At 67.4% G+C, this 13,472-nt stretch carries 9 protein-coding genes; 1 reads left to right on the top strand and 8 read right to left on the bottom strand.

What is annotated here, in order from left to right; translation table 11 throughout:
• Positions 1 to 22 precede the first annotated feature (22 nt).
• Positions 23 to 802 carry a CsgG/HfaB family protein gene (locus ACFFF7_RS11055; RefSeq protein WP_379481410.1) on the top strand — a complete coding sequence of 260 codons (780 nt, stop codon included), beginning with the start codon at positions 23 to 25 and terminating at the stop codon, positions 800 to 802.
• A gap of 56 nt (positions 803 to 858) precedes the next feature.
• On the opposite strand, the gene glgX is transcribed toward ACFFF7_RS11055, so the two are convergent.
• From glgX to ACFFF7_RS11015, 8 genes are all read right to left on the bottom strand, one after another.
• Positions 859 to 2,640, bottom strand: a complete 1,782-nt coding sequence (glgX, locus tag ACFFF7_RS11050) for a glycogen debranching protein GlgX (protein ID WP_379481409.1) — start codon at positions 2,638 to 2,640, stop codon at positions 859 to 861.
• Positions 2,637 to 4,271: an alpha-D-glucose phosphate-specific phosphoglucomutase gene (locus tag ACFFF7_RS11045; protein WP_379481408.1), complete on the bottom strand. Its 1,635-nt coding sequence runs from the start codon at positions 4,269 to 4,271 to the stop codon at positions 2,637 to 2,639. The genes glgX and ACFFF7_RS11045 overlap by 4 nt, the downstream gene beginning before the upstream one ends.
• The gene (gene glgA, locus ACFFF7_RS11040; protein ID WP_379481407.1) at positions 4,268 to 5,719 is read right to left on the bottom strand and encodes a glycogen synthase GlgA; all 1,452 of its coding nucleotides are present in this window, start codon (positions 5,717 to 5,719) and stop codon (positions 4,268 to 4,270) included. The genes ACFFF7_RS11045 and glgA overlap by 4 nt, the downstream gene beginning before the upstream one ends.
• Positions 5,716 to 6,978 (bottom strand): glucose-1-phosphate adenylyltransferase, encoded by a 1,263-nt coding sequence (gene glgC / locus ACFFF7_RS11035; RefSeq protein WP_379481406.1) that lies wholly within the window; start codon positions 6,976 to 6,978, stop codon positions 5,716 to 5,718. The genes glgA and glgC overlap by 4 nt, the downstream gene beginning before the upstream one ends.
• Positions 6,979 to 7,012: 34 nt before the next feature.
• Positions 7,013 to 9,181 carry a 1,4-alpha-glucan branching protein GlgB gene (gene glgB, locus ACFFF7_RS11030; protein WP_379481405.1) on the bottom strand — a complete coding sequence of 723 codons (2,169 nt, stop codon included), beginning with the start codon at positions 9,179 to 9,181 and terminating at the stop codon, positions 7,013 to 7,015.
• Positions 9,178 to 11,592: a glycogen/starch/alpha-glucan phosphorylase gene (locus ACFFF7_RS11025; RefSeq protein WP_379481404.1), complete on the bottom strand. Its 2,415-nt coding sequence runs from the start codon at positions 11,590 to 11,592 to the stop codon at positions 9,178 to 9,180. Before ACFFF7_RS11025 ends, glgB begins: the two co-directional genes overlap by 4 nt.
• Before the next feature lie 161 nt (positions 11,593 to 11,753).
• Entirely contained in the window at positions 11,754 to 12,938 is a 1,185-nt protein-coding gene (locus ACFFF7_RS11020) for a molybdopterin molybdotransferase MoeA (protein WP_379481403.1), read from the bottom strand.
• Positions 12,935 to 13,471, bottom strand: coding sequence for a molybdopterin-binding protein (locus ACFFF7_RS11015; protein ID WP_379481402.1), 537 nt, complete (start codon positions 13,469 to 13,471; stop codon positions 12,935 to 12,937). The genes ACFFF7_RS11020 and ACFFF7_RS11015 overlap by 4 nt, the downstream gene beginning before the upstream one ends.
• Position 13,472: the final 1 nt, after the last annotated feature.

The following is a 13,472-nucleotide window of genomic DNA, read 5'->3' as shown; positions in this document are numbered from 1 at the left end:
CAGTTCGAACAGGGAGTTTGAAATGCGCAAGTCTATTTCCGGCGCGCTCGCGCTGGCACTCGTGGCAACCACCGCCGCACCGGCCATGGCCGGGGACAAGGGATCGTCGGGGCGCCAGGCCCAGACCAAGGGTACTCGCGAGATCCCGCACTGCACCCGCAACCTCGGGACCGTGGCGATCGTCGAGCCCGACAACCAGTGGTGGCGCGAACTGAGCCTGGGCAGCCCCGAGGCGATCATCAAGATCTTCGTCCAGCAATCGGGCTGCTTCAGCCTGGTCAACCGCGGACGGGCGATGCAGAGCCGGGCGATGGAACGCGCCATGGCCGACAACGGCGAACTGCAGTCGGGATCGAACCTGGGCAAGGGCCAGGTCAAGGCGGCGGACTATTTCCTCCAGCCCGACATCGTCACCACCAACAAGAATTCGGGCGGCAATGCCATCGGCGGGATTCTCGGCGGGATCGGCGGCGGGCTGTTCGGCCGCGGCGCCGGGGCGATCCTCGGCGGGATCAGCGTCAAGAAGGGCGAGGCCAGCGTCACCCTGTCGGCGGTCAATGCCCGCACGACTGAGGAAATGGCCCTGACCGAAGGCTATTACCGCAAATCGGATCTGAGCTTCGGAGCCGGTGGCGGCCTGTTTGGCGGCGGCACCTTCGGCGCGGCCGGCGGCGGCGGCTACCAGAACACCGAGATCGGCCAGATCATCGTGTTGGCCTATCTCGACGCCTATACCAAGATGGTCACCCAGCTTGGCGGCCTTCCCGCCAATGCCGCAGCAGCGGCACCGCCGGCCAAATAGCGTTGCGATAGCGACGGCTTAGCGGCGGGTTAGCGACAGGCTGGCCCGCCGCTCTGCTATCCTGCGACGACCCGCGCAGCGCGGCGCACGCGGAGTGGCGGGCGATCCGATCCAGCGGGCGGGATGAAGTCGAACCCGTCGGTTGCCGGGTCCTGCCATTGGCCCGGCGTCATTTCCTGCCCATCGGGGTGGTTCCACACGCCGCCCTCGGGAAAACTGCAATAGCCCGCCAGCCGTCCGGCGCGGGCCTGGGCCAGCGCGGCGATGTAATCCTCCAGCGCAACATCGCGGCTCTCCCAGTCGATCCAGCCGATCGCATTGTCCTGGCAATAGGCGTTGTTGTTGCCCTGCTGGGTGCGGCCGAATTCGTCGCCCGCGGTGAGCATGATCGTGCCGGTCGAAGCGAACAGCGTGGCGAGGAGGGCGCGCTGATCGGCCTGGCGGCGGGCGATCACGTCCGCATCGGCGCTCGGCCCCTCGGCACCGTTGTTCCAGCTGAAGTTCTCGCCGTGGCCGTCGCGATTGTCCTCGCCGTTGGCATGGTTGTGGCGCGCGGCATAGGCTGCGCAATCGGCCAGGGTGAAACCGTCGTGCGCGGCGAGGAAATTGACGCTGCGGCAGTCCTTGCCGAACAGGTCAGACGATCCGGCGAGCCGCGTGGCAAGATCGCCCACCGCGGCGTCACCCCGCCAGAACCGCCGGACATCGTCGCGGAAGCGATCGTTCCATTCGAGCCATTCGGGCGGAAAATTGCCCAGCTGATAACCGCCGGGGCCAATGTCCCACGGTTCGGCGATCAGCACCCGGTCGGCCAGATCGGGATCGGCGGCAAGTTCGGCAAAGAAGGGCGCTTGCGGATCGAACCCGGGACCGCGCGCCAGCACCGGGGCGAGATCGAAGCGGAAGCCATCGATGCCGCAATGACGGACGAAGTGGTGCAAGGTTTCGCGCGCCAGCGCCCGCACGGCGGGCTGCGCGAAATCCAGGGTGTTGCCGCAGCCGGTGTCGTTGATCAGCTGCCCCGCCGCGTCATGGGCATAGGCGGCGTCGTCCAGCCCGCGCAGCGACAGCACGCCGCCGTGCATATCGCTTTCCCCGGTATGGTTGAGCACCAGATCAAGGATCACCCCGATCCCCGCCGCGTGGAGCGCCGCCACGGTATCGCGTAGTTCGGCCACGCCGCCCGGACACAGCCCCGGATCGAGCGCCATCGGTGCGACCGGGTTGTAGCCCCAGGCATTGGTCAGCCCGAGCGGCGGCAGGTGGCGCTCGTCGATGCACGCGACGATCGGCATCAGCTCAACCGCGCCGACCGCCAGCTTGCGCAAATGCGCGATGACCGCCGGATGGGCCAGCGCCGCAACGGTACCGCGGATCGCCTCGGGCACGTCCGGATGCAGGATCGTAAACGCACGGACGTTGAGTTCGTAGATCAGCCCGCCGCGCGCGAACCGCGGCTTGCGGCGCCGAACCTTGGGCAGCGCGCCGGGGACGATGGCGCGTGGGACGAAGCCCGCGGTATCGACGCCAAACGTGGCCAATTCGGAAACCTGCTGAAAGCGCCGGTCGAGTTCGAGAGCGTAGGGATCGACGAGCAGCTTGGCCGGGTCGAACCATTGCCCGCGTTCGGGGGCGCATTCGCCCTCGGCGCGGTAGCCATAGCGGGTCCCGGCCAGATCGCCGGGCAGCGCAATAGTCCAGGTGTCGCCCTGGCGGGCCATCGCGTGGCGCGTTTCGGACTCGCCATCGAACAGGCACAGCCAAAGCGCTGCGGCTTGCGGGGCGCGGACGACGAAGGCAGTCTTTCCGCGCGCAACCCGCGCGCCCAATGCGGTCATGTCACGACGTCGGGCGCGGTCCGTCCGGTGTGCTGCGCGATCCCGGCAATCGATTCGGCGGCGGCGATCAGGTCGGCCAGCATGTGCGGGGTTTCGGCGGCAAGATTGCCGCCGACCGGTTCATAGCGTTCAAGGTAGACGCGCAATGTCGCGCCTTCGGTTCCGGTGCCCGACAGACGAAAGACCACCCGCGAGCCGCCCGTGAACAGCACGCGCACGCCCTGGTTGGCGCTGGTCGAGCCATCGACCGGATCGCGGTAGGAAAAGCTGTCGGCGGCCTCAACCTCAAGTCCGCTATAGCTTTGCCCGGCAAGCCCCGGCAGGGCCGCCATCAGCGCCGCCATCAGCACATCGGCGCGGGCGCTCTCGATCGCTTCGTAATCGTGGCGGGCATAGTAGTTGCGCCCGAACCGCGCCCAGTGTTGACGGGCGATTTCGGCCACGCTTTCCCCGCGCGCGGCCAGAATGTTGAGCCACAGCAGCACCGCCCACAGCCCGTCCTTTTCGCGGACGTGGTCGGAGCCGGTCCCGGCGCTTTCCTCGCCGCACAGCGTGGCCATGCCGGCGTCGAGCAGGTTGCCGAAGAACTTCCAGCCGGTGGGTGTCTCGAAGCAGGGGATGCCGAGACCATGCGCGACACGGTCGGCGGCGGCGCTGGTCGGCATCGAGCGGGCGATGCCCTTGAGGCCGGCGGCATAGCCCGGGGCAAGGTGCGCATTGGCGGCCAGCATCGCGAGCGAGTCCGACGGGGTGACGAAGATCCCCTTGCCCACGATCAGGTTGCGGTCGCCGTCGCCGTCCGAGGCCGCGCCGAAGGCCGGGGCCATTTCCGGGTCCATCATCAGGTCATAGAGCACCTTGGCATGAACCAGGTTGGGATCGGGATGGTGCCCACCGAAATCCTCGAGCGGCACGCCGTTGCGCACGGTGCCGGAGGCAAAGCCAAGGCGGCGCTCCAGCACTTCATGGGCATAGGGCCCGGTGACCGCGTGCATCGCATCGAAGGCCATGGTCAGCCCGTCCGCCACCGCGGCGCGGATCGCGGCGAAGTCAAACAGGCTTTCCATCAGGTCGGCCCAGTCGGCGACGGGATCGATCACGTCGACCGTCATGCCCGCCACCGTGACCGTGCCAATCGAATCGAGATCGACATCCGCCGCCTCGACCGTCAGCCAGCGGTCGATCTCCAGCGTTCGGGCAAAGATTGCCTCGGTCACGTTCTCCGGCGCGGGGCCGCCGTTGGCGCCGTTGTACTTGATCCCGAAATCCTCGTCCGGGCCGCCGGGATTGTGGCTGGCCGACAGGATCAGCCCGCCGCTGGCCCCGTGCTTGCGGATCACGCAGCTGGCCGCCGGGGTCGAGAGGATCCCGCCCTGCCCGACCAGCACCCGGCCATAGCCATTGGCCGCGGCCATGCGGATCGCCGTCTGGATCACCGCGCGGTTGTGGAACCGCCCGTCGCCGCCGATCACCAGCGTCGCGCTGGGATCGGCCTGGACCACGTCGAACACCGCCTGGATGAAGTTTTCCGCATAGTTCGGCTGCTGGAAATGCCGCACCTTCTTGCGCAGCCCCGACGTGCCCGGCTTCTGGTCGGTAAAGGGCGTGGTCGGATGAGTGATGACGGTCATGAACGGGCCTCGATCAGGCGTTTGTACAGCGCGGCATAGGCCTTGCCGCTGGGTCCCCAGGAAAAGTCGCCGGCCATGCCATTGGCCTGCACGCGCTTCCACGCCGGCTTGTCGGCATAAAGCGCGATGGTGCGGCTGATCGCCTGGGCGAACGCGGGATAGTCGACGCCAGAGAACTGCACGCCGGTTGCCACGCCTGCGGCCAGCGCCGCGACATTGGCGTCAATCACCGTATCGGCCAGCCCGCCGGTCCGCGCCACCACCGGCACGCAGCCATAGGCCAGACCGTAGAGCTGGGTCAGCCCGCAGGGTTCGAACCGGCTGGGTACCAGGATCGCATCGCCGCCGCCCTGCATGCGGTGCGACAGCGCCTCGTCATAGCCGATCCGCACGCCGATCCGGCCGGGATGGCGCGCGGCGGCGCGGTGCAGCTCGCGCTCGATCGCCCCGTCGCCTGATCCCAGCAGCGCCAGCCGCCCGCCCAGCCCGACCAGGTGGTCGAGCACTTCGGGCAGCACGTCCATGCCCTTCTGCCAGGTCAGTCGGCTGACCACGATGAACAGCGGGCCGTCGTCCTTGGTCAGGCCGAACTCGGCCTCGAGCGCGCGCTTGTTGGCCTTGCGCGCGGCCAGCGTCTTGGCCGAATATGTCCTGGCCAGCGCCGGATCGCTCGCCGGGTTCCATTCCGCCGCGTCGATCCCGTTGAGGATCCCGGTCACGTCGCCGCCGCGGTTGGCGATCAGCCCTTCCAGCCCCATGCCGAATTCGGGCAGGCGGATCTCGGCGGCATAGCTGGGGCTGACCGTGGTGATCGCATCGGCGGCCTGCAGCCCGGCCTTGAGGAACCCGACCCCGCCATAGCTTTCCACCCCGTCCATCGCCCAGGCCGCCTTGGGCAGGCCCAGGCCGCGGAAAATGCGCGCGTCGTAATAGCCCTGGAAGGCCATGTTGTGGATCGTCATCACCCCGGGCAGCGGCGCCGAAACGGGGGCGAAGCGGTTGTAGGCCAGCGCCATGCCGGCCTGCCAGTCGTGGGCATGAATCAAGTCGAAGGCCAGGCCCTTGACTGCCCCGCCGGCGACATCGGCTGCCGCCCGGCCGAAAGCGGCAAAGCGGCGCCAGTTGTCTTCCCAGTCCCTGCCCTGCGCATCGCCATATGGCGAACCATCGCGCTGGAACAGGTGCGGCGCATCGAGCACCAGCAGCGGATGCCCGGCGATCTTGCCCGCCAGCAGCCGCGCCTCTTCGCCCAGCAGATCGGTCCACGCGTGCACCGCCTTGGCCCGCTTCAGCGCCGCGACAACGGCGGGATAGCCTGGCAGGATCGTCGTCAGGGCGACCCCGTGCGGGGCCAGCGCCGCGGGCAGCGCCCCTGCGACGTCGGCCAGCCCTCCGGTCTTGACCAGCGGCACCGCTTCCGAAGCGACCGAGAGGACGCGCAGAGTCATCCCAGCCGTTCGATCATCGCCTTGGTGATCAGGCAGACCCCGCTGTCGGTCCGGCGAAAGCGCTTGCCGTCAAGTTCGGGATCCTCCCCGACCACAAGGTTTTCCGGAATGCGCACACCGGAATCGACGATCACCCGGCTCAGCCGCGCCCCGCGGCCGATGTTGCAATGGGGCAGGATCACGCCTTCGTGGACGCTGGAAAAGCTGCCCATCTTGACCCCGGTGAACAGCAGGCTGCGATGCGCCGTGGCGCCCGAGACGATGCAGTCCTGGCTGATCAGCGACGCGACCGCTTGGCCGCGGCGGCCCTCTTCGTCGTGGACGAACTTGGCCGGGCTGGAGACGATCTGGTCGGTCCAGATGCGCCAGTCGCGGTCGTACATGTTGAGCTTGGGAACCACGTCGGTGAGGTCGAGGTTGGCCTCGAAATAGGCGTCGAGCGTACCGACGTCGCGCCAGTATTCCTCGATCTCGTCGGCGGCGCGGATGCAGCTGTCGGTGAACTTGTGCGCCACCGCCTTGCCGTGCTTGACGATGTAGGGGATGATGTCCCCGCCGAAGTCGCGCTTGCTGGCGGGATCGGCGGCATCGCGGCGCAATTGTTCGAACAGGAACTTCGTCTCGAACACGTAGATGCCCATCGAGGCGAGCGCCATGTCGGGGTTGTCCGGCATCGCCGGCGGATCCTTGGGCTTTTCGACGAAGGCGGTGATCCGGCTGGTCTTGTCGACCGCCATGACCCCGAACCCGCTGGCTTCGGCGCGCGGCACCACCAGGCAGCCGACAGTGACATCCGCGCCGGAATTGACGTGCTGCTGCAGCATCAATTCATAGTCCATCTTGTAGATGTGATCGCCGGCCAGGATGACCATGTATTTGGGCGCGTGGCTCTCGATGATGTCGATGTTCTGGAACACCGCGTCGGCGGTGCCTTCGTACCATTGCAATTCCGACACGCGCTGGCTGGCGGGGAGGATATCGAAGCTTTCGTTGCGTTCGGGGCGCAGGAAGTTCCAGCCGCGCTGCATGTGGCGGATCAGGCTGTGGGCCTTGTACTGGGTCGCCACGCCGATCCGGCGGATCCCCGAATTGATCGCGTTGGACAGCGCGAAATCGATAATCCGGCTCATCCCGCCGAAATAGACCGCCGGCTTGGCCCGGCGGTCGGTCAGTTCCATCAGCCGCGAGCCGCGCCCACCGGCTAGGACATAGGCCATCGCATCGCGGGCCAGCGGGGCATGCAACCTTTGCTTGGTCATCGCTCTCTCTCCTTGCCGCGCCCTTGGGGGCGTCTCAACCTTCGTAAACCAGTATCAAAGTGGCCAGCGGCGGCAGCACGATCAGCGCCGCACCGTCCTGTGCGGTCACCGTTCCGCCATTGCCCTGTCCGCTGCCGCCATAGATTGCGGCGTCCGAATTGACCGCCTCGCGCCAGCGTCCGTCATGGGGCAGCGGCAGGCGGTAAGACCCGTGCAGCTGCGGTGTCAGATTGCTGATCACCGCCACCGGCGCTTCGCCCGGGCACTTGCGCAGCCAGGCAAAGACCGAAGCCCCGGCGTCGTTGACCACCAGCCATTCGAAGCCGTCGCCCTCGCAGTCGCGGGCGTGGAGCGCGGGCAAATCGCAGTAGGCACGGTTGAGGTCGCGGACCAGGGCCTGCACCCCGGCATGTGCGGGTGCACCGATCAGATCCCAGTCGAGTCCGCGCTCCTCGCTCCATTCGCGGCGCTGGGCAAACTCCTGCCCCATGAACAGCAGCTTCTTGCCGGGATAGCCCCACATCAGGCCGTAATAGGCGCGCAGCGAAGCGAACTTCTGCCAGTCGTCGGCGCCGCTCATCTTGGTCAGCAGGCTGCCCTTGCCGTGGACCACCTCGTCATGGCTCAGCGGCAGGACGAAGTTTTCGCTGAAGGCATAGGTCAGCCCGAAGGTGATCTCGTTATGGTGGTGCTGGCGGTGGACCGGATCGCGCTGCATGTATTGCAGCGTGTCGTGCATGAAGCCCATGTTCCACTTGAAGCCGAAACCCAGCGCGGTGCGCGGGCCTTCGTCATAGGCGGGGAGTGAGACGCCGGGCCAGGCGGTGCTTTCCTCGGCAATGGTCAGGATGCCGGGGTGGCTGGCGTGGAGCGCGCGGTTGGTGGCGCGAAGGAAATCGACCGCTTCCCAGTTCTCGCGCCCGCCCTCAGCATTGGGGATCCATTCGCCGGCCTTGCGTGAGTAGTCGCGGTAGAGCATCGAGGCAACGGCATCGACCCGCATCCCGTCGACGTGATAGCGCTCGGCCCAGAACAGCGCGTTGTTGACCAGGAAGCTCGCTACCTCGCGCCGCCCGAAGTTGTAGATCGCGGTATTCCAGTCGGGATGGAAGCCCAGCTTGGGGTCCTCATGCTCGTACAGCGCGGTGCCGTCGAACCTGGCGAGGCCATGTTCGTCGACCGGGAAGTGCGCCGGGACCCAGTCGATCAGCACGCCGACGCCGGCGCGGTGCGCGCCATCGACGAAGCGGGCAAAGCCCTGTGGATCGCCGAACCGGGCCGATGGCGCATAAAGCCCGGTGGTCTGGTAACCCCATGAGGGATCGTAGGGGTGCTCGCTCACCGGCAGGAACTCGATATGGGTAAAGCCCATGTCGACCACGTAGGGGATCAGTCGGGCGGCCATCTCGTCCCAGGTCAGGAACCAGCCATTGTCGTCGCGCTGCCACGATCCGGGATGGACTTCATAGATTGAAATCGGCTGGCGGCGCGGATCGACAGAGGCCCAGAATTTGCGGTGCGCGGCGTCGCCCCAGTCGCCCTTGCCGGTGCGGGTGGTCAGCGATGCGGTCTTGGGCCGCAGCTCGCTGGCGAAGGCATAGGGATCGGCCTTGAGCGGCTGGACCGTGCCGTCGGCCCCGACAATCCGGTACTTGTAGGCGCGGCCCTCGCCCAGGTCGGGGACGAACAATTCCCACACCCCGATGTCGAGCCGCTTGCGCATCGGATGGCGGGCACCATCCCAATCGTTGAAGTCGCCGACAAGGCTGACCAGCGCGGCATTGGGTGCCCAGACCGCGAAGTGGACCCCGTCGGCCCCTTCATGGTTGAGGCAATGCGCGCCCAGCTTGTCGAACAGGCGCAGGTGGGTGCCTTCGTTGATCAGGAAATCGTCGGTCGGGCCCAGCACCGGGCCGAACGAATAAGGATCGGTAACCCACCACTCATGGCTTCCGGCGCGGCAGCGGTATTTGACCGGTCGCGGCTTGCCCTTGACCTTGCCTTCGAACAGCCCGCGATCGTCGACCCGGGCCAGCTTGCCCAGCGCCGCACCTTTCAGCGAAAAGGCGCTGGCCTGTTCCGCACCGGGCAGCAGCGCGCGGGCGAAGGTGCCCTCGGGCCCGGCATGCAGGCCGAGCAGCGCAAAGGGGTCGGCGTGGGTGCCCGCAAGCAGGGCGGTCATCGCCGACGCCGGGGGCTTCACCGCACGCCCCAGATGTCGCGGGCATATTCGCCGATCGTCCGGTCGGACGAGAACCAGCCCATGTTGGCAACGTTGCGCAGCGCCGCGGCGCGCCACCCGGCCTGATCGAGCCAACGCCGGTCGACGCTGCGTTGGGCATCGGTGTAGTCCTCGAAATCGGCCGCGACCATGAACCAGTCGTGGTCGTAAAGCCCGTTCATCAGATCCTTGTAGCGGTCCGGATCGTCGGGCGAGAACACGCCGGAGGCGATCGAGTTGACCGCCTGGCACAGTTCGCGGTGGCCTTCGATCACGGCGCGCGGCTCATAGCCATTGGCGCGCTTGGCCGCGACCTCGTCGGCGGTCAGCCCGAAGATGACGATATTGTCGTCGCCGACCCGGTCCTTGATCTCGATATTCGCCCCGTCGAGCGTGCCGATGGTCAGCGCGCCGTTGAGCGCGAACTTCATGTTGCCGGTGCCGCTGGCTTCCATGCCCGCGGTGCTGATCTGTTCGGACAGGTCCGCCGCCGGAATGATCCGTTCGGCCAGGGTGACGTTGTAATTGGGGACGAACACCACCTTCAAGAGCCCGCCGACCGAGGGATCGGCGTTGACCCGCCGGGCGATGTCGCCGGCCAGTTTGATGATCAATTTGGCGTTGTGATAGCTCGCCGCGGCCTTGCCGCCGAAGATCTTGACCCGCGGCACCCAGTCGCGCTCGGGATGGCTGCGGATCTGGTCATAGAGCGCAACCGTCTCGACCAGGTTGAGCAGCTGGCGCTTGTATTCGTGGATCCGCTTGATCTGGACGTCGAACAGCGCGTCGGGATCGATCCGCACCCCGGTCAGGTCGGCAACATGCGCCGCCAGCGCGACCTTGTTCATCCGCTTGACCGCGTGGGCGCGCTCCTGCAGCGCGGCATCACCCGCCAGCGCGTTCAGCTTTTCGAGCTGGTTGGTATCGTCGAGGAAGCCGTCGCCGATCGCTTCGCGCAGCAGGCTGGTCAGCCCCGGATTGCACTGCTGCAGCCAGCGCCGCGGGGTGACCCCGTTGGTCTTGTTGTTGATCCGCGCCGGATAGAGCGCGTGGAGATCGGCAAAGACCGTCGATTTCATCAGCTCGGTATGCAGCGCCGCCACCCCGTTGACGCTGTGCGCCCCGGTGAAGGCCAGGTTGGCCATCCGCACCCGCCGCTCGCCGCCTTCGGCGATCAGCGAGATCGCGGCAACCGCGGCGTCGTCCAGCCCGGCCTTGCGCGCTTCCTTCAGCACCCGGCTGTTGATCGCATAAATGATCTGCATGTGGCGCGGCAGCAGCCGTTCGAACAACGGCAGCGGCCAGGTTTCCAGCGCTTCGGGCAGCAGGGTGTGGTTGGTATAGGCAATGGTCCGCCGGGTGATGTCGAGCGCTTCGTCGAAATCGATCCCGTGATCGTCGATCAGCAGCCGCATCAGCTCGGCCACGGCCACCGCGGGGTGGGTGTCGTTAAGCTGGATCGCCGCTTCGTCGGGCAGGGTGCGGACGTCCTTCTGGTACTGCACCTGGCGGCGGACGATGTCCTGGATCGAGGCCGCGGTGAAGAAGTATTCCTGGCGCAGCCGCAGTTCCTGCCCGGCGGCGCTGCTGTCGGCGGGATAGAGCACCCGGACCAGCGAATCGGCCCGCACCTGATCGGCCAGCGCGCCGAAATGGTCGCCGGCGTTGAAGGCGTCGAGCCGGATCGGATCGAGCGCGATGGCGGTCCACAGGCGCAGCGTGTTGACCCGCTTGCCGCGCCAGCCGACCACGGGCGTATCGACCGCGGTCGCCTCGACCAGTTCGGCCGGCTTCCACACCGCGCGCTCACCCTCGGCCACCACCTCGCCGCCGAAACCGATGCGGTACGAGCTTTCCCGGCGTTCGAACTCCCACGGGTTGCCGTGGGCCAGCCAGGTTTCGGGCAGCTCGATCTGCCAGCCGTCCTTGATCCGCTGGCGGAACATCCCGTTCACATAGCGGATGCCATAGCCGTAAGCCGGGATATCGAGGCTGGCGAGGCTTTCCATGAAGCATGCCGCCAGCCGCCCGAGCCCGCCATTACCCAGCGCCGCATCGGGTTCCAGCTCTTCCAGTTCGGCCAGGTCGAGCCCGTGGCTGCGCAGCGCCGCTTCCATTTCGGCGGTCAGCCCCAGGTTCGACAGCGCGTCGCGCAGCAGCCGCCCGATCAGGAATTCAAGGCTGAGGTAATAGACCCGCTTGCCGCCCGCGGCATAGGTCCGCGTGGTCGAATCCATCCACGCGTCGACGATCTTGTCGCGCAGCGCCTTGACCGCAGCGTTGAACCAGTCGTGGGGTTTGGCCGCAGCCTCGTTCTTGCCGACGCGATAGCGCAGCGACGCCAGGATTTCGGCATCGAGATCGAGTGCGCCGGAAGTATCGGAACGGGCCACCAGTTGCGTCTCCACCGAAGGGGCAAACGACCGGGCCGCACAGTGCAGCCGGCGCGCCTTTTTCCAATCCGGTCATCCCCTTGGCGCAAACCTTGGCGGAACTGCTACCCGGCGGCAACCGGCAAAGGGGGCCTGCATTCGTATTTTGCCGGGGCGCAGGCTCAGAAACGCAGCGCCGGGACGGTTTCGCCGGCACGGGCCGCCCCGGCAGCGATGGCTCGCCGCACCAGCCACTGCGCCGACGATAGCGCACCCTGCACCCCCGAATCCTGGTTGCCCAGCGGAACCAGGCCGCGGGGTGATGCCATCATCCGCACGAAGGTTTCGCGCTCTCCGCCGGGCGGCAGGTCCGTGCCCAATGGCAGGTCGGTCCAATCGAGCAGCGCGTCGCCGCGCTGCCCCTGCAGTACCGCCAGCAGCGGGACGAGGAACAGCCGCGCGGTGACCATCGCCGAGGTCGGATTGCCCGGCAGCCCGAGCACCCATTTGCCCTGCGCGCGGCCGAGCCAGACCGGCTTGCCCGGCTTGATCGCCACCTTGGCAAAAACCAGATCAAGCCCGTGCGGCGCGAACATCGCCTTGGCGAAATCCCGTTCTCCGACCGAGGCGCCGCCAGTGATGACGACCAGATCGGCAAGGCCGAGCGCTTCGCCAGCCGCGGCTTCAAGCGCGGGCAGACTGTCGCCCCCAGTGGCGCGGTGGACGATCGCTCCGCCATGTTCGCCAATCATCGCAGCAATGCCGAACGACACCGATTCCGGGATCGCCAGCGGATGATCCCGTGCGGTTCCGGGCGCGGCCAGTTCGTCCCCGGTCGCGATCACGGCGACGCGAGGTCGATTGAACACCATTGCCTGTGCGCGGTCGGCCGCCGCCAGGGTGACCATAGCCAGTGGATCCAGCCGCCGTCCTTTGGGCAGCAGCAAGTCCCCGGCGGCAAAGTCGCCCGCCATGCTGCGGATGTTCCGCCCGGAGCCGAAGGCGCGCTCGATCGTCACCTGGCCGGGACCAGCCTCGCAGTTCTCCTGAATGATTACCACGTCGGCGCCCTGCGGCACCGCAGCGCCCGTAAAGATGCGCACCGCCTGCCCTGGGCCGACCGGTGGTGGCAGCGCGCCGCCGGCGAAACTTTCCCCGACCAGCGCCAGGGTCGAGCTGACTGCCGCATCGGCCAGGCGCAGGGCATAGCCGTCCATGCTGGAGACGTCGCGGCGCGGGCTGGGCAAGGCGGCGTGCACGTCCTCGGCCAGCACGCGTCCGGCAGCCTCGCCGATCGCCAGCTCCTCGATACCCAGCGGCGTGACTGCGGCCGCGAGGAGCGCCTGGGCCTGATCGAAGGTGATCACGCGCAAAGGTCGCGCAGGCGCGGCAGCGCGCCGGCGATCGAGCAGGGCTTGTGGCGGCTGTCGAGTTCGAGTTCGAGCAGGCCGTCCCAGGCATCGCGGCAGGCGCCGGTCGATCCCGGCACGCAGAAGATGAAGCTGTCCCCGGCCTGCCCGGCAAAGGCGCGCGACTGCATCGCCGCGACCCCGACGGTGGTCAGGCTCTTGCTCTGGAAGGCGATGGCGAAGCCGTCCATCTCGCGCCGCAGCAGGGGCCTCACCGCTTCGGGGGTGTTGTCGCGCGGGGAAAAGCCGGTGCCGCCGGTGGTCAGGATGATCTCGATTGCGGGGTCGGCGATCCACGCCTTGAGCTGCGCCTGGATCGCCGCGATGTCGTCGCGGACGATGGCCCGGTCCTTGAGCATATGGCCCGCCCCGGTCAGCCGTTCGCACAGCAACGCACCCGAGGTATCGGTCTCCGCGTTGCGGGTGTCGGAAATGGTCAGCACGGCGATGCCGAGCGGATGGAAGGTCAGCGTTGGGTCGATTCCGGGCATG

It is taken from the genome of Novosphingobium aquiterrae, from assembly GCF_042434435.1.
In the GTDB taxonomy this organism is placed as follows: Bacteria; Pseudomonadota; Alphaproteobacteria; order Sphingomonadales; family Sphingomonadaceae; genus Novosphingobium; species Novosphingobium aquiterrae.
This window is presented reverse-complemented; position numbering and strand designations above follow the sequence as displayed.